This is a genomic window from Borreliella japonica (assembly GCF_030438115.2).
Lineage (GTDB): Bacteria > Spirochaetota > Spirochaetia > Borreliales > Borreliaceae > Borreliella > Borreliella japonica.
This window is the reverse complement of sequence record NZ_CP179502.1, coordinates 1-25,141: the sequence shown is the minus strand read 5'-3', so window position 1 is coordinate 25,141 and position 25,141 is coordinate 1. Positions and strand designations below refer to the sequence as shown.

At 24.9% G+C, this 25,141-nt stretch carries 22 protein-coding genes and 12 pseudogenes; 21 read left to right on the top strand and 13 right to left on the bottom strand.

Annotated elements, in window-relative coordinates; genetic code table 11:
* The first annotated feature begins 282 nt into the window (after positions 1 to 282).
* Both QIA21_RS06050 and QIA21_RS06045 read left to right on the top strand, forming a co-directional pair.
* Positions 283 to 639 (top strand): hypothetical protein, encoded by a 357-nt coding sequence (locus QIA21_RS06050; protein ID WP_418905688.1) that lies wholly within the window; start codon positions 283 to 285, stop codon positions 637 to 639.
* A gap of 78 nt (positions 640 to 717) precedes the next feature.
* On the top strand, positions 718 to 1,026 hold the full coding sequence (locus tag QIA21_RS06045; protein WP_418905687.1) for a plasmid maintenance protein: 309 nt from the start codon (positions 718 to 720) through the stop codon (positions 1,024 to 1,026).
* A gap of 173 nt (positions 1,027 to 1,199) precedes the next feature.
* On the opposite strand, the gene QIA21_RS06040 is transcribed toward QIA21_RS06045, so the two are convergent.
* Together QIA21_RS06040 and QIA21_RS06035 are read right to left on the bottom strand one after the other, a co-directional pair.
* On the bottom strand, positions 1,200 to 1,613 hold the full coding sequence (locus QIA21_RS06040; protein WP_418905686.1) for a P52 family lipoprotein: 414 nt from the start codon (positions 1,611 to 1,613) through the stop codon (positions 1,200 to 1,202).
* Between the two features lie 409 nt (positions 1,614 to 2,022).
* Positions 2,023 to 2,245: pseudogene (locus QIA21_RS06035) on the bottom strand (zinc ribbon domain-containing protein); the annotation flags it as partial.
* Between the two features lie 22 nt (positions 2,246 to 2,267).
* Here QIA21_RS06035 and QIA21_RS06030 point away from each other — a divergent pair.
* A pseudogene (locus tag QIA21_RS06030) lies at positions 2,268 to 2,807 on the top strand (RNA-guided endonuclease InsQ/TnpB family protein); the annotation flags it as partial.
* A 176-nt stretch (positions 2,808 to 2,983) separates the two neighbouring features.
* The gene (locus QIA21_RS06025; RefSeq protein WP_418905685.1) at positions 2,984 to 3,757 is read left to right on the top strand and encodes a CRASP family complement regulator-acquiring lipoprotein; all 774 of its coding nucleotides are present in this window, start codon (positions 2,984 to 2,986) and stop codon (positions 3,755 to 3,757) included.
* Between the two features lie 298 nt (positions 3,758 to 4,055).
* Here the strand turns inward: QIA21_RS06025 and QIA21_RS06020 are convergent, their stop codons facing one another.
* Both QIA21_RS06020 and QIA21_RS06015 read right to left on the bottom strand, forming a co-directional pair.
* On the bottom strand, positions 4,056 to 4,310 hold the full coding sequence (locus QIA21_RS06020) for a hypothetical protein (protein WP_418905684.1): 255 nt from the start codon (positions 4,308 to 4,310) through the stop codon (positions 4,056 to 4,058).
* Positions 4,311 to 4,348: 38 nt separating this feature from the next.
* A complete protein-coding gene (locus QIA21_RS06015; RefSeq protein WP_418905683.1) occupies positions 4,349 to 4,810 on the bottom strand; it encodes a hypothetical protein in 462 nt (153 codons plus the stop codon).
* 188 nt (positions 4,811 to 4,998) lie between these two features.
* On the opposite strand from QIA21_RS06015, the gene QIA21_RS06010 reads away from it, so the two are divergent.
* Complete coding sequence (locus tag QIA21_RS06010) at positions 4,999 to 5,520, top strand: hypothetical protein (protein WP_418905682.1); 522 nt, start codon at positions 4,999 to 5,001, stop codon at positions 5,518 to 5,520.
* 11 nt (positions 5,521 to 5,531) lie between these two features.
* Positions 5,532 to 6,152 carry a virulence-associated protein BptA gene (bptA, locus tag QIA21_RS06005; protein ID WP_091973696.1) on the top strand — a complete coding sequence of 207 codons (621 nt, stop codon included), beginning with the start codon at positions 5,532 to 5,534 and terminating at the stop codon, positions 6,150 to 6,152.
* A 976-nt stretch (positions 6,153 to 7,128) separates the two neighbouring features.
* Here bptA and QIA21_RS07615 read toward each other — a convergent pair.
* Positions 7,129 to 7,223: pseudogene (locus QIA21_RS07615) on the bottom strand (S2/P23 family protein); the annotation flags it as partial.
* Between the two features lie 320 nt (positions 7,224 to 7,543).
* Positions 7,544 to 10,135 (bottom strand): annotated as a pseudogene (locus QIA21_RS06000) (Eco57I restriction-modification methylase domain-containing protein); the annotation flags it as partial.
* Here QIA21_RS06000 and QIA21_RS05995 point away from each other — a divergent pair.
* Positions 10,088 to 10,309 carry a P12 family lipoprotein gene (locus QIA21_RS05995; RefSeq protein WP_418905681.1) on the top strand — a complete coding sequence of 74 codons (222 nt, stop codon included), beginning with the start codon at positions 10,088 to 10,090 and terminating at the stop codon, positions 10,307 to 10,309. The pseudogene QIA21_RS06000 and the gene QIA21_RS05995 overlap by 48 nt on opposite strands.
* 320 nt (positions 10,310 to 10,629) lie before the next feature.
* On the opposite strand, the pseudogene QIA21_RS05990 reads toward QIA21_RS05995, so the two are convergent.
* Positions 10,630 to 10,836 (bottom strand): annotated as a pseudogene (locus QIA21_RS05990) (BB0158 famile outer surface lipoprotein); the annotation flags it as partial.
* Between QIA21_RS05990 and QIA21_RS05985 the strand changes: the two are divergent.
* Positions 10,790 to 11,215, top strand: a pseudogene (locus tag QIA21_RS05985) (BB0158 famile outer surface lipoprotein); the annotation flags it as partial. The pseudogenes QIA21_RS05990 and QIA21_RS05985 sit on opposite strands and share 47 nt — an antisense overlap.
* Before the next feature lie 12 nt (positions 11,216 to 11,227).
* On the opposite strand, the gene QIA21_RS05980 reads toward QIA21_RS05985, so the two are convergent.
* Positions 11,228 to 12,064, bottom strand: coding sequence for a S2/P23 family protein (locus QIA21_RS05980; protein WP_418905692.1), 837 nt, complete (start codon positions 12,062 to 12,064; stop codon positions 11,228 to 11,230).
* A 487-nt stretch (positions 12,065 to 12,551) separates the two neighbouring features.
* On the opposite strand from QIA21_RS05980, the pseudogene QIA21_RS05975 reads away from it, so the two are divergent.
* Positions 12,552 to 12,718, top strand: a pseudogene (locus QIA21_RS05975) (DUF244 domain-containing protein); the annotation flags it as partial.
* Positions 12,705 to 12,830 (top strand): DUF228 domain-containing protein, encoded by a 126-nt coding sequence (locus tag QIA21_RS05970; RefSeq protein WP_418905680.1) that lies wholly within the window; start codon positions 12,705 to 12,707, stop codon positions 12,828 to 12,830. The pseudogene QIA21_RS05975 and the gene QIA21_RS05970, both read left to right, overlap by 14 nt.
* Positions 12,831 to 13,085: 255 nt before the next feature.
* Here the strand turns inward: QIA21_RS05970 and QIA21_RS05965 are convergent.
* Positions 13,086 to 13,627, bottom strand: a pseudogene (locus tag QIA21_RS05965) (P52 family lipoprotein).
* A gap of 578 nt (positions 13,628 to 14,205) precedes the next feature.
* On the opposite strand from QIA21_RS05965, the gene QIA21_RS05960 reads away from it, so the two are divergent.
* The 5 genes and pseudogenes from QIA21_RS05960 (at position 14,206) to QIA21_RS05940 (ending at position 17,985) form a co-directional block, all read left to right on the top strand.
* Positions 14,206 to 14,880 (top strand): isochorismatase family protein, encoded by a 675-nt coding sequence (locus QIA21_RS05960; RefSeq protein ID WP_418905691.1) that lies wholly within the window; start codon positions 14,206 to 14,208, stop codon positions 14,878 to 14,880.
* A gap of 138 nt (positions 14,881 to 15,018) precedes the next feature.
* Positions 15,019 to 15,893, top strand: a pseudogene (locus tag QIA21_RS05955) (plasmid maintenance protein).
* A gap of 200 nt (positions 15,894 to 16,093) precedes the next feature.
* Positions 16,094 to 16,656, top strand: a pseudogene (locus tag QIA21_RS05950) (DUF226 domain-containing protein).
* Positions 16,632 to 17,390: a ParA family protein gene (locus tag QIA21_RS05945; protein WP_418905679.1), complete on the top strand. Its 759-nt coding sequence runs from the start codon at positions 16,632 to 16,634 to the stop codon at positions 17,388 to 17,390. Before QIA21_RS05950 ends, QIA21_RS05945 begins: the two are co-directional and overlap by 25 nt.
* A gap of 16 nt (positions 17,391 to 17,406) precedes the next feature.
* A complete protein-coding gene (locus QIA21_RS05940) occupies positions 17,407 to 17,985 on the top strand; it encodes a chromosome replication/partitioning protein (protein ID WP_418905678.1) in 579 nt (192 codons plus the stop codon).
* A gap of 72 nt (positions 17,986 to 18,057) precedes the next feature.
* Here the strand turns inward: QIA21_RS05940 and QIA21_RS05935 are convergent, their stop codons facing one another.
* Positions 18,058 to 18,111 (bottom strand): hypothetical protein, encoded by a 54-nt coding sequence (locus QIA21_RS05935; protein ID WP_418905690.1) that lies wholly within the window; start codon positions 18,109 to 18,111, stop codon positions 18,058 to 18,060.
* A gap of 1,350 nt (positions 18,112 to 19,461) precedes the next feature.
* On the opposite strand from QIA21_RS05935, the gene QIA21_RS05930 reads away from it, so the two are divergent.
* From QIA21_RS05930 to QIA21_RS05915, 4 genes and pseudogenes are all read left to right on the top strand, one after another.
* Complete coding sequence (locus tag QIA21_RS05930) at positions 19,462 to 19,989, top strand: hypothetical protein (RefSeq protein WP_418905677.1); 528 nt, start codon at positions 19,462 to 19,464, stop codon at positions 19,987 to 19,989.
* A 155-nt stretch (positions 19,990 to 20,144) separates the two neighbouring features.
* On the top strand, positions 20,145 to 20,279 hold the full coding sequence (locus tag QIA21_RS05925; protein ID WP_418905676.1) for a hypothetical protein: 135 nt from the start codon (positions 20,145 to 20,147) through the stop codon (positions 20,277 to 20,279).
* The gene (locus QIA21_RS05920; RefSeq protein WP_418905689.1) at positions 20,249 to 20,323 is read left to right on the top strand and encodes a hypothetical protein; all 75 of its coding nucleotides are present in this window, start codon (positions 20,249 to 20,251) and stop codon (positions 20,321 to 20,323) included. The genes QIA21_RS05925 and QIA21_RS05920 overlap by 31 nt, the downstream gene beginning before the upstream one ends.
* 38 nt (positions 20,324 to 20,361) lie before the next feature.
* A pseudogene (locus QIA21_RS05915) lies at positions 20,362 to 20,600 on the top strand (hypothetical protein).
* 129 nt (positions 20,601 to 20,729) lie between these two features.
* Here QIA21_RS05915 and QIA21_RS05910 read toward each other — a convergent pair.
* Positions 20,730 to 21,017, bottom strand: a complete 288-nt coding sequence (locus QIA21_RS05910) for a hypothetical protein (protein WP_091973723.1) — start codon at positions 21,015 to 21,017, stop codon at positions 20,730 to 20,732.
* Between the two features lie 1,116 nt (positions 21,018 to 22,133).
* Between QIA21_RS05910 and QIA21_RS05905 the strand changes: the two are divergent.
* A pseudogene (locus QIA21_RS05905) lies at positions 22,134 to 22,226 on the top strand (helix-turn-helix domain-containing protein); the annotation flags it as partial.
* Between the two features lie 158 nt (positions 22,227 to 22,384).
* Complete coding sequence (locus QIA21_RS05900; RefSeq protein ID WP_418905675.1) at positions 22,385 to 23,476, top strand: ferrous iron transporter A; 1,092 nt, start codon at positions 22,385 to 22,387, stop codon at positions 23,474 to 23,476.
* Between the two features lie 283 nt (positions 23,477 to 23,759).
* On the opposite strand, the gene QIA21_RS05895 is transcribed toward QIA21_RS05900, so the two are convergent.
* On the bottom strand, positions 23,760 to 24,077 hold the full coding sequence (locus tag QIA21_RS05895) for a plasmid maintenance protein (RefSeq protein WP_418905674.1): 318 nt from the start codon (positions 24,075 to 24,077) through the stop codon (positions 23,760 to 23,762).
* Between the two features lie 27 nt (positions 24,078 to 24,104).
* Positions 24,105 to 24,869, bottom strand: a complete 765-nt coding sequence (locus QIA21_RS05890; RefSeq protein ID WP_418905673.1) for a hypothetical protein — start codon at positions 24,867 to 24,869, stop codon at positions 24,105 to 24,107.
* Between the last annotated feature and the right edge of the window lie 272 nt (positions 24,870 to 25,141).

Here is a 25,141-nt window from a genome sequence, read left to right as displayed (position 1 = left end):
AATTAATTGTTTAATAGTATAAATATTTTGGATCCAAACTTTACCCATTTGGCTTAACTATTATTTATCAATTTTTAACTTTATAAAGAACACTAACTTTTATGGTACACTAATAATCATAATACTAAATTCAAAAAAAATTTATGCTAGATTATTTAATAATAAGCTGCTTCAATTTGAATTGCAAATTCTTGCATCAACCACTTGAAAAGTAATAATCTTATTAAAAGATATATAATTATTATAACAACTGTGTATTAAAATTTTTTTTTGGGGGGGGGTATGCTGCAAAGAAAATTTTTCAAAACAACAAACTATGAAAATTATCATAATAAGCCATATTATAGATTAATACTTTGTATTACAAGAATAGAATACATAGACCGCTACAGTGGTGTTGGATACTATAATAGATACTATCTGAATAGTATGACAAATATCAGTATCAAAGAATTTATCTCTCTTAATAAAATGGAAATTGATTCAAACAAAGTACAAGAATATATTGATATACTAGAACAAGAATTACAACTTATAACTAACAAATATAAGAAAGAAAACAATATATTTAAGCTTTATTATACTCTTAACTATCCTTTAGAAAAATGCTATACCATAATTAAGGATCATTATGAATGATGATGTGACTAACGCCCATAAAAACCTAAAACCAGTACATCAACCTGGTGATAACAAAATCAAATTCATAGATAATTTATGAAAAATCAATTAATCAACAAATCGCAAATTGAATTAGAAATTCTTATCTTCACAATAGAACTAATGAATACCCAATTTAGTCAATATACTCCAGAAAATATCCTACAATGCTACAATGAGGAGCTTAAAAAAGTTGATTTGGCTATTTCTACAATAACAATAATGGAAAAAAAACTCAATAAACTACAAAAAATAAAAATTATAGCTAAATTCTACACTATAGATAAGGACTGTATTTTAGCCTATTACAAAATTAACTGCCCTATACAAACATGTTATTCCAAAATTAAGCCACATTATACATAATAATGTGGCTAGCGTGAACTAAAAACCTAAAACTATTTTTACATAATGTATTAGGGCCTATAGAAACTTTTATATTTGGGTCTAAGGTTAATAATCACTATGGTTTTTTATAAAAGGATATAAATTCAATTATAGCACTTATTTATATATTTATATCTTTAATTTTATTAAAATTAAAATTGTTTTACACTAAAATCTTTCAATTTTATCTCTAAAGACCGCTTTATCTTCCTATAAAACTCGCTTAAAGTAGGTGTATCTAAATCAAAACAATTATGTTCATCATCATCGAAATACAAAAGATTTACTAAACAAGTATCCTTGATACACAGATACAAGAAAAAAACTTCTGTTTTAAATACACTGTTACTTACACGTATTTTCAATTTGCAAAATAGATTAATCAACTCTTTAGCCCTATTGGGACCCAATTTTGTAAAAAACTCGTCAAAATCATTTTCATCATAATCTTCAAACAGAGGCCATAAAAAATTAGAGCCATCGGATTGATCCGCTAAAGAATTAGAATCATCGGGTTGATACACTAAAAAGTTATTATTTTGGAGGTGGTCTATAACCCGGCGCATATCACCTAAAACACAATATTCAACCGCCGCTCAATTTCAAATTAGAAAGTGTACCCTTTATAGTAAAAAAAACGTCACGGCTCATTTTGTACAACCTTTATTTTATGAAAAAAAACTAACGATTGGTCGAAAATTTATTTTTTTTTATTTAAACCCCAACAAAGTCAACATATTTAAAGCGTTATTTATCAAAAAATAATTATTATTATAATAATACTGTAATTGATAATTACAACCTCAACTTGCTTATTTCTATTTTTTTTGGATTTAATTGTAAAAAGAAATATCCGTTGTGAACTACTATTTCTAAATCAAAGATTATAGAAATAGCTTCTTGTTTCATCCCATGATAGCTTTTTAGGTTCTAAAAGAACGATCATCCACTAAAGCATGGTCCACAAGCTTAACTTCAGGCAGTTCCTGCCTTAGTTTTTATTTCTTTGTAATAATTTTTAAGATTTAGAGCCGCATTTATATCCCTATCATGCAAAGTATTGCAGCCACTACAAGTCCACCTAGTATCACTTTAATTTTAGAGTTGTATTTTTAATACCGCAATTGTTGCATAGCTTACTTGATGGGAAATATCTATCTGCTTTATGCAAGTGGGATCCATACCACTCTGATTTATATAATATAATAATTTAAAAAATAATGAGTGCTAATAAAGCTTATAAATATAGAATATATCCCAACACTAACCAAAAAAAATATTTTTCAAAAGTATTTGGATGTGTAAGATTTTTGTATAACAAAATGTTAAGTGATAAAAAAGACTATTATGAAAAGAATAAGAAAAGTCTTAGTGTTAATCCAAGTAATTTTAGAAATGAATTTCCATTTCCAAAGGAAGTTAATAGTTTAGCTCTTTCTAGCACATGAATTGATTAAAATTCTGCATATAGTAATTTTTTAGAGAAATTAAAAAAGAAAATAGAACACAAGAATTTCCTAAATATAAAAGTAAGAAAAATAGACAAACCTATAGAACTAATAATCAAAAAAACTCTATAAGAATAGAAAATGATTATATAAATCTATCTAAAATAGGATTTGTAAAGTTATAGCTACATGTGAATATTAAAAACAATGAAATTATTAAAAATGTAGTAGTAGAAAAAGATACTGATGATATAATATTACATTTCAGTAGCAATTGAGTGTTTAGATACTAAAAATAACAATAAAAGTGAACTACTAATTTTATAATCTTTGATTTAGAAATAATAGTTCACTAAAACTGGGTTCAAAACCTAAGAGATTAATGTAAAGTATTTTTTAATATTATTAACTTAATATTTAATATTGAATTGAATTAAATTAAATATTAAGCTATACTAAAGGGCACACCACACGCAAGGAGAATGTTTGTGAAATATTATATAATTGTAAATATATTTATTTTTCTATTCTTAAATGCTTGCACTCCAGATTTTAAATCTAATCCAGAGTTTATTAAGTACCTATCTAATGAGAAGAACTCAAAATCTAATTCAGAAGTAGCTACTACCCAAAAAGAAAAAGCAGAAAAAGAAAAAGCAGAAATACTTAATAATTTAATCAATTCAATAGAATCAGCTAATGAGCATAAAAAAACGTATATAAAAAAAATGGAAAAAGAACCTTCAGATCAATACGGAATATCCGCTTTTAATGACTTGAGTTGGACGGGACTAAACGGGGAAACTATATCCAGTAATACTGATAGATCTGTTAGATATAGAAGACGTGTTTACGCTCTTTTAAGCCTTATTGATGATAACGAATTAAAGGAATTTTCAAATATTATAAGTATAGCAGGTATATATGAATCGTTGTTAGCCACCTTTAACTATCTTGGGGGTGCTATTGACAATTCAATTGATTTCTTACACCCCAAAAAAGATGCTTTAGATAAACTAGATATTTCAGATTTAAAGAATCTTAAAAAATCATTTGACACAATATTATCTACAATAAAATTTGTATCAGAAACGGCAAAACAAATTTTATTAGATTATCAAACTGATAAAAATCTTATAAAAACAGATGTTTCTAAGCTTAGATCCCATTTAAATACACTTTACGATCAAATGAAAGAAAAAGTTGAAGAAGCACGAAAGCAGGAAAAGGACATATTATCAAATAAACAACTATTTCTATAATCTTCGATTTAAAAATAGTTGTTCAACGCTTTACAAAAGCAATATATTAAATGGTAATTATTTATACTTGATTATATTCATGAAAACCATTGGGCTTTGGGGACGTATAGACCGTTTACCAGGTTGTCTGACATCTTGATCTGGATTAAGTGCAATGTATACTGCCAGTAACTTAGTTCTTCCCATTGTCTCATCATTTTTGAATAATTATGAATTTGCAATGGTTTTGAAAAATGGTCGGTTCTAACTAGCTGGAAAACTGCTTCTTCAATTCTATAGTCTAATAAGGGAGCAAGAGCTAAAAAACTACAGCTGACACAGACTCTTCAAAATAGGGCTTCATAATTTCCGAAGCATTGTCGGGCTCAATTTGCAATGCACTAAGAACTGTATTTGCAAATTTAGAAATTCTAATCGAATTATCAACTACAGTTATATTCATTTCAGTATCTAAGTGTTTACTGATATTTTTTAGTTTTATACTGCTGGTCTCTGCCCCGTAAATGTTTTCTATTGTAGAATCAACAAATCTATAATATCGTCGTTTAAGCAAGCCATGATCGTCTCATTCGTGATGGTTAACTCTGTATACTAAGAGAATCCTTGAGGAGCAAGATCATATGCTCTTACCACTATTTCTAGCTGTCCCAAGTTGCCAACAATAGGACTAGGTATACGCAGTCCTATTGTAAAAAATTTATTTTCATTGAGCACTCTTTTTACATAGTAAATATGAGCAGGTGGTTTTGAAGCAATGTCGTTTTTAAATCTTATGTCCTCTACTGTTGAGGAATTGAAAAATTTAGTATTTTCTAACACATCAGCTTTGTAAAGATCATGAATCGCAGAGTCAATACTGTCCAAGAACAGTGATCCGGAATGAAAGTCAACTTCAACCTTAACAGTTGAATGTAAATACAAAGTATCAACCCCTTCTGAATAGTTCAATACTTTATCTTTATCCTTTTTATTTTGACTGTCTTGGCTGCAGGCCGAAATAAAAATTAAAAGTGTTAAAAATACTATTTTGCAATAAATACTTTTTATTTTCATTTTATTCCCTTTATATCATTATTATTAAAATTATATAAATTAATTTTTTATAATTTTAAATATATTGCAATTTTTTAAAAAAATTAAATTTTTCATCAATAAATGATCTTTAGCTATTTTTTAACTTTTTTGCACAATAATGGTTAAATTTATCAATAATATATATATTCCTGATTGATAATAGTATAATGATAAAAGGTATGAGAGTAATAGCGCTATTAATGTTTTTTTTATTAATTCCCAGCATAACACTTTTTTCTAATGAAGAAGTATTTGAAGAAGTTGTTATTTCAAATGCTAGTAATAAGTCTAGTTTAACTTTATTGCTTATGTTAAAAACCAAATTTGGAACTTTTACTTTAAGTCATTTAAAGGAATACATAGATTTAGAGTTTAATGTGAAAATTGCAAATAACACAAAGCTTGTACTTAATAAGTGGTATATTAATGGGGTTTCTATAATAGAGTCTCCAATAAATTCTACGCCTATTCGGGGAATTAATAGTTTTTCTTCTGATATATATACATTTAAACAAACTGAGCTTGAGCTATTTAATCAAATAAAAAAATCAGCAAAAGTGAATGGAATCGAAGTATACCTGGAATATTTTGATGAAAAAACTAATGAGGAAAAAAAATATACTTTTAAAGCAAGCAAGAAAAATAGTATAGATTTTTTTAATTCTTATGACATGTTGGTTGCAAGATAGGATAATTATTAATGGGCAAAATATTATTTTGTGGGTTACTATTAATTTGTATTTTTTTAGTTTCCTTTTTACTCGTAAAACAAGATAGAAACGGATTTTATAATAAAAAGATTGAAAAGGTTGATTATAATGATGGAACTTACATTGAAGAAACTTATAGATACCGTTTTAAAAAAGGTGATTTAAAAAAAATGGTTTTTTTTAAATCAAGATGGATAATTCCTGAGCTTGAAAACAATATTAATGGAACGGGCTATTTGACAGATTCATATAAAGCAATGAATCCTAATTACAGTTTTAATTTCACAGTGCATGATAATAAAATTTTAGGTTTTAAAAATGTAATTTTCGAAGGATTAGAGAATGAACAAGCTTCTACCCATGAAAATAATATACCAAGTGAAAAATGGCAAATATTAAAGGCTTATAACATAGGAGATGTTAATCTTAAAAAGAAATTTTTTCATTTAAAATTCCCTGTTTTAGTAGAAAACACTTTAGATGTCGCTATTTCTAAAGCATTTTTTACTAAACTTAAAAAGTTAAAACGAATAAAGATTATTTTAATTACTAATGAAGATAAAAAATATAAAATTGATATAGAAAATTTTATACTAAAATATAATTTTTAAGTCGTATTAAAAGCAAAATACTTATTTTCGTATAAAAACAAAAAAAATACTCTATCTATGATTAATATATAATAACAATGTACTGTAAAATTTATCTTAATCTATCAAAAAACCAATTTTGAAAACAAAAATTATGAAAAGAATATAAAAACTCTGACAAAAAACTTCAATCTTAAAAGAGATAGAAAAAAACATCAAAAAAATACATACCGCATACCTTTAAATCAATCAAGTTTTAAAATTAAGTAAAAAATATACCTCCCAACATTAGGGTAAAAAACATTAACAAACTGGAGATCCACAATACAAAAATACAATATAAGAACCTTAAATGAATCATAACCCAATCTTGTTTCAATCTTTACAAATAAGTTAATTAATTCTTTGGACCTCTTAAAACCTAAACTCAAAAAGACCTCCAAAAAAATGTAAAAATAAGGCCAATAACTATCATACATAAAAAAATCTTAAGAATAACTTTTAATCTAAATAAAATAGAATTTTATTATTTATATTTTCAATATGCTATTGGATTATTCATTATTCACCAATAGGAAGCTTTAATTTTCATTTGATAAATTTGAATACTTAACAAATATCAGCTTAACAGCATCATTAAATAGCTTTAGATTTAATGCAATTTCATAGGTTTTATCTTTTTAGTTTGTTTATCTTTTATAGTAAGATGCAAAGCATATAGCTACATTTACTCTTCTTATAAATTAGTTTAAAAGAATTTATTAAATCATCATTAAAAACTCCAAAATTAGATTAATTAATACATCCAGACTCTTTCAAAGCCTTTTTTAAACTAATTTCTGAAGGACCAGCCAGATATTGATTTTGATCAATATCTGGCTGGTCCTTCAGAAATTAACTTTAGACTTTTAACTTCATATTTTTTTTCTTCAAACCCTTTAGTTGACTTAAATGCTATTATTCTAGCTATTAGTACTTCATTACCCAATATTTTACACTTATTATAATTAATATAATAAGTGTAACTAAGCCATGTTTTGAATCGAATGGGTGAAAAATATAAGAATACCTAAGCTCTTTAAGATCTTTAATTAAATTACTATATTTGTCTTTTATAATTCTTAAATTACCAGATTTTGCCCATATAACATAACCTCTTGCAAATGATTCCTAAACTTTTCCTTCTTTTATCTCATTTAATCTAGATTCTTCATCATCACAACAAATATTGTTATTGTTATTATCTTCTTCAATATCCTCTTCAATTAGCTCAAAACCTAAAATCCAGTCTTAATACTTTTTTAAGATTCTGACACCAGAAAACAAAAATAAAAAAATGATATAAAGAAAAATATATTTAAAAATTACTTAAAGTAAAAAGAATTTATATCTCAAAAAATAAATATTTAATATACCTTTTCTAAGTCTTCTTTATCTATCCATAAAAGCTTAGAACTTTCTTTTGCATCATCACTAGCAAAAAATCTTGAATTAAACTGATAAATATTGGCTCCAGAATAAAGAAATATAAAGTTTTCATTATTATATGTTTTTAGTAAAGATTTACGATTATTAATACTTGTGTTCAAACCTCTTGTGAAATCAATATACTCTTCTGATAGAGTACTAAATCGACTAAACATCTCGTTAATAAGCTTAAGCTCAGTGCTATCTCTAAATTCTATTATTGATTCTTGAATAGGAGATAGTTTTCTAATTTGGTCTATGTTTAATTCAATTCCTTTATAAGAATCATCTTTACCCTCTTTTAAGTCTCTAGTTGTTTCTTTTAAAATATTATCACTACCCTGAATCATGAATTTTGCTTTAAAATTTGATGCAGGGGCTTTGATATTGCTAAGTTGAAATATTGCAAATTTAAAGCGAGAATCCACATCTTTAAATCTTTTTTTATTTTCAAATTGATAAATATAGTTAAGTTTATAGTTATTAAAAATATGCTTTCTTATCGCTCTAGAACTATATTCACTCCAAAGACCAGAGGGAGCTAGATAAGTTAAATTGCCTCCTGGTTTCATTAATTTTAAATTAAATGCAACAAAATATCTAAAAAGATTGGGGCCTCCACCACCAGAAAAGTCTTTAAAATCGAATTTATAAATATTGTTAATGGCAGTTATACTATTTTTTTCTTCATTGTATTCAATATTTAAAGAGTGATTATCTTTACCGAGCATTTCTTGTTTTATTTTGTTTTGTTCTTTTATGCTTAGTCTTCTGTAATTAGGAATATGTTTTGAAAAAAATTCTGTTTCATTAAACTTAGTTTCCTCCCATGGAGGATTTCCAATCACAATATCAAATCCTTCTTGAATATCTGGAAATTCAACTCCATAGTGGAAAAGTTTATAATAGCTACTCAATTTTCTAATTTTCTCTATTTTTTCTTTATCTTCAGTAGAAGTTTTATTGCTTAATATGTTTTCAATTAAAGTAATTACAGTTGTAATATCACTAAATTCTATTTTTAAAGATTTGTCAAAAGATAATGAATAAAGTTTTATTAAAGAAAACATTATTCTTAAATAATCTGTATCTTCACTTTCCTCATATTCTTTGTATATCTTTTTGGATTTTTCTATATCTTCTTTAGTAGTATCGTTAATACTTTTAATTTTTTGGTAGCTATCTTCTAAAATAGTTGTAATTTCTTTAATTCTTTTTTTAAATAACGAAAATCCGCTTTCAAATTTTTTTTTTGCAATATCAAAAAATTCATCTTTGGTATACCCTAGCAGAGCATTTCCTACTTTTATGTGATGCTCAATAAAACTTAGTGGTGTTCCAAAGATGAAGGTATTAATCCACAAACTTAGCATAGTAATTTCAACTGAAATAGGATTAATATCAACACCATAAATACATTTCTTTAATAGCATCCTTTTAAGCACTAATTCTTTACTTATAGTGTCCTGAACATCATATTCTTCACTTTCTTTAAGAATAGCTCTATATTCTTTATCAAGCTCTTTTTTTACATCTTCAAATTTATTTAGCTCATACCATACTTTTTCTGTTAAATAATCTAGACAAGAAATTAAAAAATGACCTGATCCACAAGAATTATCAATGATTTTTATATCTAAAGGGGATTTGGTTTTAAGCTGTTCTTCAATTGCAGATGTAACCATAAAGTCAGTTAAGTCATCGGGTGTATAATATGCCCCACTTTTTTTTCTATCAAGGGATCTGGATGTAAGATAAATATTGTTTTTAAAATATGTCGCAACTTTGTTTACTTTTTTATTTTTAAGCTCTTCTTCAGTGCGAATTAGATAAACGCCGTCTTCGACAATGCGATGAACAGTAGTATCTGCAATTCTTAGGTCATATTCAAGTAGAGTTTCGTACAATTCTCCAAAACTTTTGGGATCTAGCTTTGAATACTCTACAAATTTTTTATTTTTAATATTTCCTTCTTCAAAGAAAAGTATTTTAACTAGTATTTCTTCAAGTTCGCTAATACTTAATAAATTTTCATTATTTAAATATTTAACCTTATCTTGTGCAAATAATCCCCCATTAAATATAGGAAATTTTATTGAATCACTTCCTTTATCAAGTAAATTAAAAATTGTTATTATTTTTTTATATCCTAATTTATTTTTTGTATTTTCATCATAAAAAAAATATCTAAAAGATATAGAAGATCTATATAACTTGTTTTCTTCTAATATTTTCTTAAATATGTCGTTATCTTCAATATATGCAATAAAAAATATTCTTAAAATAAAAATAATTGATTCTTCAAGAATACTAGCCAAAATATGTTGAGTAATTTCTTTGTTTGATATTTTAAATTCTTTGTCATATATATTTTTTGCAATTTTAAATACTATAGAATCGTCAGGCCTCTCATAAAGTATCTCTTTTAAAGTTTTTTGAATTATCTCTTTTTCTTTAGTAATTTGTTCCTTTTCGACTTCTATTACATTGTGCTTAGTGAGAGAGAATCTGCAAAGTACTTTTTTGAGAAAGCCCAAAAAACTTTAAAAGATGCTATTACTGAAAGATTAAAAACCGAACGTAAAAATTGGTCAAGAAGAACATATAATAATTTGGCAAGACAATCAAAAAATGAAATGGATAATGCTTTAAGGCAGTTAAATACCTCTTCTTCTAAGATAGTTAAAGCAGGGGAAATAAAAAAAAGATAGAACAACTTATTCAAAAAGCAAAATCTTTTTTAGATTCTTCAAAAAACGAAATCTGTTCTGGTAATAATGTTCTGGTAATAGATTTATGATTTTTAATAGATAAGAAAATAAAAAGATATATCTTATAATAAGATTAATTATTTAGAATTAAAGTCTTCTGTTAAAGGAAGGCTTTTTATAATTTTAATATTTATTTGAAATAAATATTAAAATTAGATGTATTACTGATATATGTTTTAAGCATTCCATTTTTTGATGGAATGTATTTAAAATAAAGAAATATATTGAAAAGTTTTTCTTAAAGTTTAATTATAAGATTCACTATTCTTATAAAGAAGTTTAAAGGAATTTGTTAAATCATCACTAAAAACCCCAAAATTACATGAATTAATGTAACCGGGCTCTTTTGAAGATTCTTTTAAACTAATTGAAGCAAACCCGGTTCTATATCGCTCAAAATCAATATCTGGTCCTTCAGAAATTAACTTTAAGCTTTTAACTTCATATTTTTTTTCAAACTCTTTAGTAAACATTTTAAATATATTTTTCTTTATATCATTTTTTTATTCTTGTTTTTTAGTACCAAAGTCTTTTAAAAATATCGAAACTGGAATTTCGGGTTTTGAACTAATTGAAAAGTATAAGAAAAAAGATATTAAAGAAGATAAAAAAAATATTCCTTCTATTGATAAAGAATCTAGGTTGATCGAAATAAAAGAGAGAGAAGTTTTAGAATTGCTTGCAGGAGGTTATGTTACATGGGTAAAATCTGGTAATTTAAGATCTATAAAAGATAAATACAATAATTTAATCCAAGATCTTAGAAAGCTTAAGTATTCTTATATTTTTTCACCAATCCGATTTAAAATTTCATCATGGTTTAGCTATACTTATCATATTAATGATGAATAATAACTATTATTCATCATTAATAGAATTCTCCAATTTCCTATTTGACAACTTTGGATACTTAGAGAATATTTGATTAACCGTATTATGAAACAACTTTACATTTAACACAATTTCATATAATTTATTCTCATTAGTTTTTTTATCTTTTATAGTAAGATGCGCAAGCATATTATTGCACCTATTTTTTTTATAAAAAAGTTTAAAAGAATTTGTCAGTTCATCATTAAAAACTCCAAAATTATATGAAATAGTATATCCGGGCTCTTTTGAAATTTCTTTTAAACTAATTTTAGCAACTCCAACTCTATATTGCTCAAAATCAATATTTGATCCTTCAGAAATTAATTTTAAGTTTTTAACTTCATATTTTTCTTCAAACTCTTTAGTTGCCTCAAATGCTATGATTTTAGCTATTGGCACATTATTCATTAATATTTTATAATTATCATCGTTAATATAATAATTATAGCCAAACAATGATAAGGTTTTAAATCGGATTGGTGAAAAAATATAAGAATACTTAAGCTCTCTAAGATCTTGGATTAAATTATTGTATTTATCTTTTATAGATCTTAAATTACCAGATTTTACCCATGTAACATAACCTCCTGCAAGCAATTCTAAAACTTCTCCTTCTTTTATTTTGTTTGTAGTAGATTCTTCATCAACATAACAAATATTTTTTTCAATATTTTTTTCAATATTTTTTTCAATATTTTTTTCAATTAACTCAAAATCTAGAATTTTAGCCTTAATACTTTTTGAAGATTTTGACTCTAAAAAACAAGAACAAAAAAATAATATAAGTAAAAATAGATTTAAAATACTCATATTTTTCATAATCATATATAATCCTCTCCATCCTAAATTTAACTCAATTATAAAAAATCATTTAATTTTAAGCCTAAATTTCCAATTTGCACTAAACTTAAGGAATAATAACTTAAGGAATAATAACTTAAGGAATAATAACTTAAGGAATAATAACTTAAGGAATAATAACTTAAGGAATAATAACTTAAGGAATAATAACTTAAGGAATAATAACTTAAGGAATAATAACTTAAGGAATAATAACTTAAGGAATAATAACTTAAGGAATAATAACTTAAGGAATAATAACTTAAGGAATAATAACTTAAGGAATAATAACTTAAGGAATAATAACTTAAGGAATAATAACTTAAGGAATAATAACTTAAGGAATAATAACTTAAGGAATAATAACTTAAGGAATAATAACTTAAGGAATAATCATGAATATTAAAACAATATTTATTATTTGTGCCGTTTTTGAAATGAACTCGTGCAAAAATTATGCCGATTTACAGTAGGCTCAATAATTGATGGATGGTTTATAAATAATGATGGCGATATAGAGCTTTTAGAGATTAAGAGTAGTGATTCTAATTATATGAGTAGTGCTATAGCCGAGTACAATAAAATGGCAATTTTTTAAGTAGCAAGTACTTTTTCAAATACTATGTGCAGGCACAAGGATGATTTATACGGAGCATGTGCTGATATAGACGAGTTTAGCGATATGACAACTGTAATTACTTTAATTGAAAATAGATTTCGGCAAAGACTCTATATTTGCTCCTATTGAACTATCATCTATTGAAGAAAGTTTATTTTTTATAAGAATAAAAAAGTCTTTTAGCTTATTAATATTAAATATGTGCTTTTAATTTCTATCCACATATTTATCAATAATTAAATATAAAGTTAAAAAAATATAATAAAAACAAAACACACACATAATGTCGTTGGTTTTAGAAATCACGACCTTTATTCATTCACTAATCTTTCCCTGGAATAAAAAATTAATACTAAAAATGAAAATTATCTTACAATTAATAAACTACAAGCATCTTAAAGTATGCTTTTCTATTTCTTTTTTCACTTTAAAATATTGTTGATCAATAGCGGGCCTAGGCATAAAAACAACATACTCATGCGCCTGTTCACAAGAATACTTAATATCTAAAGAATATAACTCACTTATACATGAATATAGCCAATAAACTTCACTTTTAATTTATTATTCTGCTCATTTTTTATCCTGCAAAACAACTTAATCAATTCTTTAGATCGCTCAGAACCTAAATCTAAAAAGAATTTATTAAAATATTCCTCATTATCGTCAGGCAATGGGGGTACATCGCGACCACTACCCTCTTTTAAAAGATATAAAGTCTTTTTTATATCAACTAGCAAACGATGCTCAGTCGCATATAATTTTAAATTAGAAAATATGCCTTCATTAACAATCTCGTCAGACTCTATATCATAACCTCTTTCTAAATTCTCAAAAAAAGTTTGAACAGATTGTTCCTGCTCATCAGGCAAATAACAACCCAATAAAGCTAATGTTATTATACAAACACCCACCAAAATTCTCATACATCCTACAAACATACAAGTAAATATATACTAATTTTATAGTTTCTAGAAAATTGTTCAATACTGAATCATTATATTGATTTATGAAAATTAAATATTTAAGTAATATCATTATAAAATGAATTTACAAACACAAGCATAAAAACTAAATTACAATAATGATTTTATTATAATTTAGTTTTATTGTATTAAAATCTATCTTCTCCTAAATTAGAGCACAACCTAATTTTTAATTCATACAACTACTAAGAAATATAGGACATTTACTATAAAAAGAATTCATCTTAGATAGCTTTATTATGTACTTATTTATTTTTTATTAAGAATCATTTCTTTTACTATTGACTTTAAACTTCAAAAGTTCTCTTATTTAAAAGATAAAAAAATTTCATTTAGATTTATGGCAAATAATAATTATATGATAAATATAACCGCACTGAAAAAATTAACATAAATTATTATAGACTATTCTTGAGTAAAAATAATCATTATGTTTTAATTTGGATCGTTTTAAGGTAGAATTAATTGTTGCCTTAGGTCTAATGATTAATAAAAATCATATTTAAAAATATGACCCAATATGGCAAAATTATCCTACTATCAAAATATCTCGCAAGGACAAGGAGAATTTTATTTTTAAAATAACAGAAAATAGTGCACTTATTTTAATAGATATACAAAATGATTTTTTAGAATCGGGTGCTTTACCAGTACCTAATAGTAACGAAATAATTCCCTTGATCAACCAACTTCAAAATTATTTCAAAAACGTTCTTGCTACCAAGGATTGGCATTGTAAAAATCATGTAAGCTTTTCAAGCAACAAAAACGGAGGCATTTGGCCCATACACTGTGTCAAGAATACCTGGGGCTCAAGGTTTCCTAACAGTCTAAATACAAAAAGAATAAAAAAAGTTTTTTTTAAAGGTAAAAGTCGATACTACGATAGTTATAGTGGCTTCTATGATAATTATATAAAAACGAAACAAACAGGCCTTCAGTTTTATCTAAAAAAAAAATCAATCAATACATTATTTATAGCGGGATTGGCATTAGATTTTTGTGTAAAAGAAACAATATTTGATGCAATTAACTTGGGATTTCAAGTTTATTTAATAATAGATGCTACAAAAAGCATAACAACCAATCCTGAATTAATAATTCATAAACTTAAAAAGCTTAATGTATTACTTTGTTTTTCTAAGGACATCTTCGAAAGCCAAAGTAAGCTTAATCAAAAAAAGATGCCCTAACAACATTTAAGCATGGAAAACAACTATTTACATAAAAAATATTTACTTTTTATTTTTTAGTTATAAACTTTACTTATCCAAAAATTTGCTTTATTATATAAGAATGTATAAAAACCAGCCGAAGTTGAGGAGGCAAAAGTGAAAGTTAATAAATCCCCGCAAACAAAAAGTAAATATCAACACAAGCTTATTGCTTTAATTGCAACAATTGAATATGTCAACAAAATCAAAAAAAAATACTGCCAATCTGATATCCTTTATTATTTTAATGGAAACTTAAAGCGCAATGGGCAAAAAGAAGTTTCAATCAAAACGCTTAGAAACTACTTCTATAAATTAGAAAAGCTTGACATTACTATTAACTACTACAGACATCTGGGTATCAATATGGGAACCGAAATCTACTATACTCTTAGACATTCTAAAAAAGACTGCTACAATATAATAAACCAATACTTCAGAGATAAAAAAAAGAAAGATTCCAAAAGCGAGTTAATTCATACATTAAAATAAATTATAGTAAAAAGGACAGTGTAAAAGATGGGGAGTGTTTTAATAATAAATATAATAAAGAAGAAAAAGATAATAAAAAGGAAATACAAATTAACAAACTAAAACTAAAAAAATATTCGCAAAAATGTAATTTTAGCGAAGACATTTCTTCATTCATTATCAATCTTGGTTTAAAGAAAGAAGAAGCCATAGTACTTTTCAAACTTATAAGCAAAGAAAAATACTATTTCAAAAAAGAAATCAAAGACAATCAACAAAAATCATTACAAAATAAAAGAAAAAATTTAATTTCAATTCTAAAAAAAACAGAAATAAATTTGATAAAAGAAGGTTACGACAAAGAAAAACTAAAGATACAAATAAAAAAAACATACCAGAAATACAAAAATAAACCCCATTTTATATTGGAAAATAACAAATATAAAGATCTTAGCAAAATTATGGAAAAAATGAAAAAAAATACTAAAAAATTTGAAATAAAAAAAATAAAGATAATATAAAAAACAACATTTATAACATACTTTTAGATCAATTACGTTGTAAAACTAACAGAATAAATTTGAAATCAAAAATTAAAGAATATTTAGACAAACAAAAAACCTAGAATACAGAAAAATATTTAATAATCAATACTATAATGAAATAATTAATCTAGTAGAACAACAAAATAATAAAAAATTATTTTAACTAAGAGTTTAAGATGAAAAGTGTACTAGAAAAACTTAAAAACAAAAAAAAGAACTAATAGGAGAAAGCAGAAAACCAGAAATTTTCATCAAAAAAGAAATTCTCAGCGGTAGAACAATATATCACACCAAAATGTTAATGGATCTACATAGATTTGAAATAAACAAATATAAAAAAAACAAATTTTTAATTCTTTTCAGAGAATTGTTTAATCAAGAAAAGTTAGAAGGACTCAACTTATTCTCCACAAGGGGAAATGACAAATTTCTAGGAATTTTCTATGGATACAGAAAACCTATAAAGAACATTATTACAAGATACAAAGTTAATGGTATTGTAAAATCATATACATTCTCAAAAATATATTATATAGAATTCAAATTTAAAAAAGGAAGTGTGTTCTGTTATTTAAGGAGTCTTGCCAGACTAATAAAGAAAGAAAAGATAAATAAAAAATATTTTCAAGCATTTATCAATATGTTAAATAGGCTAGAAAAAGAGGTATATGAATTCTATCAAAAAGAATTACCAAACGGAGGAATCATAAACAAATGGATGGAGAAAATACCAAAATAATTGCTATTGGCTCAATTAAAGGAGGTGTCGGCAAAAGCACAAGTGCTATCATCTTTTCAACACTCCTATCTGAAAAATATAAAGTTCTTTTGATTGATGCTGATCCACAAGCATCAACCACAAGTTATTTTTCAGATATTTTAGAAAGACAAGGAGTAGATGTTTCAAAACAAAATATTTATGAAGTATTAACAGATAAAAAAAATATAAATTCTTCCACCTTTAGGCTAAACAATAACTTACACATATTGCCCAGTTACATATATTTATACCTTTTTTACGACGATAACATTCCCTTTAAAGAAACGAGATTAAAAGACAATTTAGAACTATTAAAATATAAATACGACTATATAATAGTAGACACCAGTCCTAGCTTAGGGATTATTTTAACAAATGTACTAGTTGTAAGCCACTATATAATAATTCCAATGACTGCTCAAAAGTGGTCAGTAGAAAGTTTGCAATTACTAGAATTTGCCCTAAGAAGATTAAAATTAAAAATACCAATTTTTCCAATGGTAACTAATTTTAAGAAAAATAATACTTATAAACACTTATTGGAATTAATAAGTAAAGATGATAATTTTTTAGGACTCATTCATGAACGTGAAGACTTAAATAAAAGAATAGCAGAGAATGATAATTTTGATTTAAACAAAGATTACATAAAAGAATATGAAATTACACTTGAAAAGTTTTTCCAGTTATCGGAAAAACTTTTAACTTCATAATAAATAAGGAGATAAAATGGGTGTAAAATTCAAATATATGAATATAAAAATAAAAGATCGTATCAATACTATAAAAAATCAAAGTGAAAATGAGATTAGCTTTAACGAAGATAAAATTGAACGCTTTCTATTTTTAAAAGAAAGACTGGTGATAAACTTTCAAAAAGAAATTCATAATAAAATAGAAACAATGAAAATACTGAAGGAAATTAAAGATAAAGAATATTATAAATTAGATGGATACCAAAATTTTGAAATGTTTACTAGGAATTATAAAATAGCAAAAAGTCAGGCTTACGAATATTTAAGAATAGCAAATGCAATAGAAGAAGGATTAGTACAAGAAAAAGATATAATTAAAAACGGCATACAAAATTCTTTGTTCCTTTTAAAGGATAAAGAAGGGATGAAAATTAAAAAGTCCAATCGAAACTTTATTAGGCCATTAAGATTTCAGCTTAAAACAGAAAATGCATACATATATTATAAGTCAAAGGCAAAATTTACTAGTTTTTTATTAGAAAAATTACTTAAAGATAAAGAAGCATTGCTTAATGAGATTATGAAAGAGTATAAGAAATATAGGAATAAGTGAAATACTATTTATAACTCAAAGATTATAGAAAAGGTAATTCACTAAGACTTAACATTTTGTTATACAAAGGTCTTACACATCGAAATGTTTCCTAAAAGTATTTTTTTGATTAGCGTTAGGAAATATTCTATGCTTATAATCTTTGTTAAAAATAGCAAATTCTGCTTAATTATTACCCCATGTTAGTTGTCGAATGTGGACTTAAATGTAAAAATGATGGGCTTTCATTTTTACATTTAACAAATAATGTCCAAGATATTTTCTTTACATAAAAAACCTTTAACGAATTCAGTTGCGATAAGGACCTCATTAATTTATTACCAGAATTTCTTTTTAATATTTAAAATTCTAAATTTATTAATAATGTAAAAAAGCATTTTGAAAGCCTATAGGAAAAAATCTACTTATTTACATAAGTAGATTTGGAAAACTTATTCTTGATCTAAAAGCCTTTGTAGTATCTACATTTAAGGATTCCTTATTAATATTGTCAAAAAGTATATATTTAGAGCCAAAATAAACTTATTTATTAACAAAGAGTTTCAGCAATTAGAAAAAATTTTAGAGGAAAGCTTCTTAGAAAGAAGCAAAAATATTAGAGAAATCGTAGCCAAATTAACCCGGTTATTTTCAGACATTTTGATTAGATGATTTTTATATGGTTTCTTATCAATTTGTATTTAACTCTAATTTATAAAAATTTGATATTATAAATCATAAAAAATTTGTATTTTAAAGAAATTAATACAAGAATTAATTATATTGGAATAATTTTATTTTTTATCAAATACCAATATAGATTGGCATGAAAAACTGAAACCCTTTTCAAAATCTATCATTGATTAATCAAATATTTTTTAAAGTTTCAATATTTATATATTGAAGGATCCTCTCTACAAGATTTATAATTTAATTATTAACATAAAATCACATAGGGCTTAACCATAAATGCTCTTAATTTAAGAGTATTTATCTTAAGCCCTATAAAATAGACATCGACCAAAGTTAAGGATGCTTATAGTTAATAGCACCACTTGCTAGTATTATACTTCATATATGTTGCTGAAATCAATATATTATTTGAAAATAATATATTTTTTTAAGATAATAATTCTATTTTTGTATACAAAAATATCTAATCGAATTTTAAAATTAGTCTCTAGAGAGAAGAGAGGTGAATAGTTTATAATTTTTAGCACAATTGCATTATTGGTTACTTTATAAATGTTTTTTTTTAAAACATTTTAGTTGAGATATTAAAAGAGGTTTGGGTATTATATAATTTAATATATTTAAACAATTTTAAAATTGATGAAATTTAAAACTTGTTTTAGAGATTATTTCGTTTTGAGCATGAAGTTTGTTTTTCTTTTTATAAAATTATTAAAAGGTTATCATAATAATGAAAATATATGAAAATTCGATTTCTCTTTTTTTAAATTTTTATCCTATTTGTTTTTTCTTTAGATTAGTATAATGATAAAAGGTATGAAAGTGATAATATTATCACTTTTGTTTTTATTAATTTCCAATGTGTTTATTTTTTCTAGTGAATATTCTGAAGAAGTTGTTATTATAAATGAAAGTAATGTATCTAATTTAGGTATAATTCTTACATCAAATACTAAATTTGGATCCTTTGTTTTAAGGTATTATCATATGGGAAACATAGATTTACATTTTAATATACAAATTATAAATAGTTCAGAGATTATACTTAAAAAGATATATATTAATGGGGTTTCTATGATGGAGTATCCAATTAATACTTACTTTATTGATGGAATTAATCATTTTAATTTTGGTATGGATATATTCTTTGAAGGTGAAAAAGTAAATATACTAAGAAAGTTGGCAGAAATAAATGGAATTGATGTATATATTGAATGTTTCGATGAGATAAATAACGAGAAAAAGAAATATTCTTTCAAGGTAAGTAGGGGAAACAGCATGCATTTTTATAGTGTATTTGATATGATTTTTCATCAATGGATGGATTATTAATGAGTAGAATTTTATTTTACGAATGATTGTTAATCTGTTTTTTTAGTTTTTTTTAAAAAAACAGAAACCAATGTTATTTATAATAAAATTATTAAAAAATCAAAAGATATAGCCTTTACTGATGAGACTTGTACATATTTTTTAAAGATGGCAATTTGAAAGAGCTAGTTTTTATAAAATCGGAGTTTATGGATCCCGAGCTTGAGCATGAAAAGAATATGAATATGACAGGTTATCTGATAGATGCTTGTAGAGAGCTATTAATTCCGGCTACAAGTTTGATTTTATAGTTCGTGATAATAAAATTCTAGGTTTTAAAAGTGTAATTTTTTAAAGATTTGAAGATGCTCAAGTTTCAAGGCAGAAAATAATTTGCCAAGCGAGAAATGGCAACAATTAAAGGATTTTAACATTGGAGATCCAAATATTAATGAAAAATTTTTTCATTTAAAATTTCCTTTTACTGTAAAAAATACCTTGTTCGTTACCCTTTCTAAAATGTTTTTAATAAAATCAAAAAATTAAAACTATTAAAGATTGTTTTAATTTCTAATGAAGACAAAGAATATAAAATAGATATAGAAAATTTTTTATTAAAATATAATCTTTAATTTGAAATGAATTTTTTTAAAAATAGTATGTTTCTGGTTAAGATTGAAACGTTTTTATAAAATTTTCTTTCTATATAATAGAAGTGTAAAATTTTTAAATTAAGATATAAGGTGTTTTAAAAAATAAATTTATTTATTTTTTTTTATCAATTCTTTAAACTTAGGCATTTTTTCTTTGATTTCTTTTTTTATTTCTATTTTGTATTTTTCGTTTTTTTTAAACAAGACTAAACTAAGTGTTAAATATTTCAAGAAATCTTCTGGAATCATCATTATGTTTCCTATTCTGATATAACATTCGAAAACCTCTAGTTTATATCTTAAATGGCTTTTTGTTATTTTATAATCAAATTTGTTTTTAAGGATTTCTTGAGCTTCAGAAACTTTGTAAAATAAATATCCTTCTATCATTCTCATGAAATAAATATAGATTAATTCATTAATAAAAAAAGTTCAATATACACCATATATATTTATATGGTGTATATTGTAAGGTGCAAATTTTATGGTTTTAATAGTTTTTCCATTTCTCTCCATTTTGGAAAAGCTAGTTATTTTATTTAGGCACCCATTTTTAATGGTGCCTATGTTTTTAACAATTATTAAGTACAAGCTTTGTTCTATATGCAATTTTCAATCAAGCTTTAGATTTATTTATCCCTTGGAATGCCTTAAAGCATAAGTTTCAAATTTTGGTTTTAATGTGAGTAATAAAACTGAAAGTAAATTTTGTTAAGTCAAGGTATTTTTTAAATGAAAATCTAGGTTTTTCTTTAAATTTAAAATTTTAATCGATGAAAGCAGTTTTTTACATATCTTTTAGTGATTTTTCTATTGAATCTTTAAGACTTTCTAATGTGCGGTTTAGCTTTTCTAAGCTATTGTTAAAATTTCCACTCTTTTCTATTATAAATTGGCCTAAATATTTTTAATTATTATTTCATAAAGTTGTTCATTAGACTAAATATTTTTAATTACTACTCATGAAGTTGTAAAGCGTTCTAACTATGTTGTTTGCACTATTTAAATTTTAATTTTTTTAATAAAATTTTTGCAAAAAAAGTGGAACTTAACCAAACTCTCTTTAAAAAGAATCTTGTTAAATACCCACTATATTATTATTTTTTGAAAATTGAAATAATAGGTAGTCACACTGAAATAAGTTCAAATAACTACGCTGTTTGTAGTATAGACTAACTTATCATTAAAATTGATTTTAATGATAAGTTGAATAGGTAATCTTTTTAGTGAATTATAGAATCTGCTTAAGAATCAAAAAAAGGAATTCGAAAATATATTTAAATTTTAAAATAGCAGTTCAAGGGTACCCTTTATATAGGGTAAATATAATTTTTTTGTACTAAATAGAGATATTTTGTTTGTTACTTTATAGAAATGGTGATGTATTGCGTTATATAACTAATAATCTATATAGATTCTTATAGGAGAAGATATTAAAAAAAATATTTTATTAATAAATATGGTAATGCTAATAAAATTTAGAAATACAGAATGTAGCTTAACAATAATTAAAAGAAATATTTTTCAAGAGTGTTTAAATGTGTAAGATTTTTGTATAACAAAATGTTAAGTTATAAGAAAGATTATTATGAAAAGAGCAAGAAAAAGCCTTAGTATTTAACCAAGTAGGTATTTGATAAATTAAAATTGTAATAATTTTACTTCTTTTAATAAAAAAGTTTATTAACTTCTGGTGGTAATCTGACTTAAAATGCCTTATGATTAATTATCATAAGGATTAACTTTAAAGGAGAGGAAAAAACATGAAAGTTAAAAACAAATATTTAGCTTTGGGATTGTTTTTTGGTTTTATCAGTTGTGATTTATCCATGAGAAATGAAATGAAAGAGCAATCTCTTGGTTTGCTTGACGATAAGAATTCTATTTTAGATACTAATGAGGAATATATTAAAAAAATCTTAATGAAAGGCAAAAATGGAGTTGATAAAAATAAATACAAATACAAAGACGGTAAAGGCGGCAACAAAGAAACATCTACTTATCCTGCAAAAAGAGAGTCTACTAATAATAGTAATAATAGTGATTTATTACAAAAAACTGCAATGTCAGAAGAAAATAACTTAAATTCCAAGTTATTGGTAGAACAATCCAAAGAACCTAGAAAAGAAAAAATACAAAAGCAACGAGATGATCATGAAGGAATAACTCTTGGGGGAAGTTTAAATTTCTCTTCTCTTAAAGGTGAAAGTGGTGAATTGAAGGAAACTATTGAAAGCAATGAAATTGATTTCACCATCGATTCTAATTTAGGATTGAATAGTGGCTCAATTCCTATTTCATCAATGCATGAAATAGAGGAAGAGGATCATTATAATTGGAGTGATTATAATGATTATTACAAGCATTATAATGGTTATGACGATTATTATGATGAAATGAAATTAAGCAATCGATATGAATCTTATCTAAAAAGTGTTGAATATAATGTAAACTTAGCAATTAAAACAATTAATGAGATATATAATGATTATACATTATATTCAACAAAGCAAACCCAAAGGTATTCTACACGCCTCGACAGCGCTACTAAAGCTAAAGCTGAAGAAGAGGCTAAAAGGTTTACAAAAGAAAATCTTATACACAACCTTAAAAATTTGTTATATTATATTCAAGTAAGTGTAAAAACTTCACAAAATTTTATATACATAAGAGAAATAGATGCAAGAAACAGATTGGCTAAAATTGAAAACGAAATAAAAAATTTAATTTCAAAGGTCGAAAAACAATCTCATCCATACGAAGCATATAAGGAAACCCCAACTATAGTTCTATTAGTTAGAGATTCTCTTAAAGAAGTGCAAACTGCCATTGATAAAAATGGTGTTTGGTACTAATTTTTCAAAAAATAACAAAGAATACTCCACCTATAATTTCTATGATATTTAGGTGGAGATTAATTTGTTTGAGATTTTATGCAGAATAACTATTATTGGTTGAATTATTCTATTCTAGTTCCTTATGTTGTGTCGCTGATTGGCAGCCATTTGAATTAGCTTGCAAAGAATTTTTCACCTCAATTAATTAAAAATATTAATTAGGAAAAAAGATTTTAGATATAATTCGCTTTTGTAATTTACCAAAATTTTCACTCATATTTAGTTCACGCTAGTCACATTATTACCCGTAATGATCCTTTATTTTTGTGTAACATGTTTGTATGGGGTAATTAATTTTGTAATAGACTAAAACACAATTCTCTATATCTCTAGTGTAAAATCTAGCTATAACCTTGATTTTTTCTAGCTTATTGAGAATCATTTCTAATGATTTTGGTGTATCTTGAGTTATTTCGAATTTTTGAATTAGTTCGTTATATTCTTTCAAAATTGTTTCTGGAGTATATTGACTAAATTGTTCGTTTTTTAGGCCTATTGTAAACGTAAGTGCTTCTAATTTGATTAATAGTTTTTGTAGTTGGCTTAGTTGACTTTTCATAATCGCACTAAAAATTTTTCACCTCAATTAATTAAGAAAAAAGACTTTAGAAAAAATTCGCTTTTGCAATTCATTGGTATTTTTGTAAACGCCTATTTTTCTTAGGTTGGCATTAATGTATGATTTTAGATTATGCAAATTTTTGCAAGGTTCCTTTTCAGTGAAAAAATTCGAAATCAGATTAATAATTGTAAGTTTGGTTCCAGTAGAACTGTTTAGATAATGATTTAGATTGCTTTGATTGAGCTTTAGAGGTGCAAATGATTTAATGTAATTGAGTTTTTGTGATAGATTTAATATACAAGGTGTTTTAACTAAAAAGATGTTTTGTGAATTAGAGTTGTATTTGATTTCATGTAACGCTTCTTTAGACTTTATAATCAAAGAGTAAACAATTTTCAGTTGTTTAGTAGTAATTCTAAAACCAAATATATTTTTTGCCACATAATTAATTTTGTCTGCACCAATAGCTAGCAGTTCACTTTTGTTTAGATTTTCAATGCACCTAGAAATTTTGTTAGAGCAAATTAGAGAATATGTTTGAATTTGTAAACCGTTGTCCAACGTATAAGAAAGTATATCAGATTTGAAATTATAAGGAGTTTTGATGTTTTGATTTTTTAGATGAGTTAATGGAATTCCAGAAGCCATAATAATTCCAAGTAATTGGTGATTGGTGCTAGAAGAATTGATAAGATGCTCGCTAATTAGAATGAATTCATCCGGATTGATTTTATAGTAATTTTTTTCCTTGGTAGGCTTAGTTTTAGAAAAAAATTTGAGTAAAAACATATTAATATTATATAATATTATGTAAAATAGTCAAAATTTAGAGTTTTAGAGTTTTAGAGTTTTAGAGTTTTAGAGTTTTAGAGTTTTAGAGTTTTAGAGTTTTAGAGTTTTAGAGTTTTAGAGTTTTAGAGTTTTAGAGTTTTAGAGTTTTAGAGTTTTAGAGTTTTAGAGTTTTAGAGTTTTAGGTTAAAGTTCACGTTTTTTGAACCAAGGTTTAGGATATTTGGGTTAATCTTTGGAGATAAAATATCTATACTAATTAAAAATTATAT

Excerpts from the sequence above, each read along its gene's own strand:
- QIA21_RS05930 (WP_418905677.1), top strand. The coding sequence starts at position 19,462 with ATGATAAAAGGTATGAAAGTGATAATATTATCACTTTTGTTTTTATTA.
- QIA21_RS06040 (WP_418905686.1), bottom strand. The coding sequence starts at position 1,613 with ATGCGCCGGGTTATAGACCACCTCCAAAATAATAACTTTTTAGTGTAT.
- QIA21_RS06010 (WP_418905682.1), top strand. The coding sequence starts at position 4,999 with ATGATAAAAGGTATGAGAGTAATAGCGCTATTAATGTTTTTTTTATTA.
- QIA21_RS05970 (WP_418905680.1), top strand. The coding sequence starts at position 12,705 with ATGTGCAGGCACAAGGATGATTTATACGGAGCATGTGCTGATATAGAC.
- bptA (WP_091973696.1), top strand. The coding sequence starts at position 5,532 with ATGGGCAAAATATTATTTTGTGGGTTACTATTAATTTGTATTTTTTTA.
- QIA21_RS05940 (WP_418905678.1), top strand. The coding sequence starts at position 17,407 with ATGGGTGTAAAATTCAAATATATGAATATAAAAATAAAAGATCGTATC.
- QIA21_RS06045 (WP_418905687.1), top strand. The coding sequence starts at position 718 with ATGAAAAATCAATTAATCAACAAATCGCAAATTGAATTAGAAATTCTT.
- QIA21_RS05945 (WP_418905679.1), top strand. The coding sequence starts at position 16,632 with ATGGATGGAGAAAATACCAAAATAATTGCTATTGGCTCAATTAAAGGA.
- QIA21_RS06050 (WP_418905688.1), top strand. The coding sequence starts at position 283 with ATGCTGCAAAGAAAATTTTTCAAAACAACAAACTATGAAAATTATCAT.
- QIA21_RS05910 (WP_091973723.1), bottom strand. The coding sequence starts at position 21,017 with ATGAGAATGATAGAAGGATATTTATTTTACAAAGTTTCTGAAGCTCAA.
- QIA21_RS06015 (WP_418905683.1), bottom strand. The coding sequence starts at position 4,810 with ATGAAAATAAAAAGTATTTATTGCAAAATAGTATTTTTAACACTTTTA.
- QIA21_RS05900 (WP_418905675.1), top strand. The coding sequence starts at position 22,385 with ATGAAAGTTAAAAACAAATATTTAGCTTTGGGATTGTTTTTTGGTTTT.
- QIA21_RS05890 (WP_418905673.1), bottom strand. The coding sequence starts at position 24,869 with ATGTTTTTACTCAAATTTTTTTCTAAAACTAAGCCTACCAAGGAAAAA.
- QIA21_RS05895 (WP_418905674.1), bottom strand. The coding sequence starts at position 24,077 with ATGAAAAGTCAACTAAGCCAACTACAAAAACTATTAATCAAATTAGAA.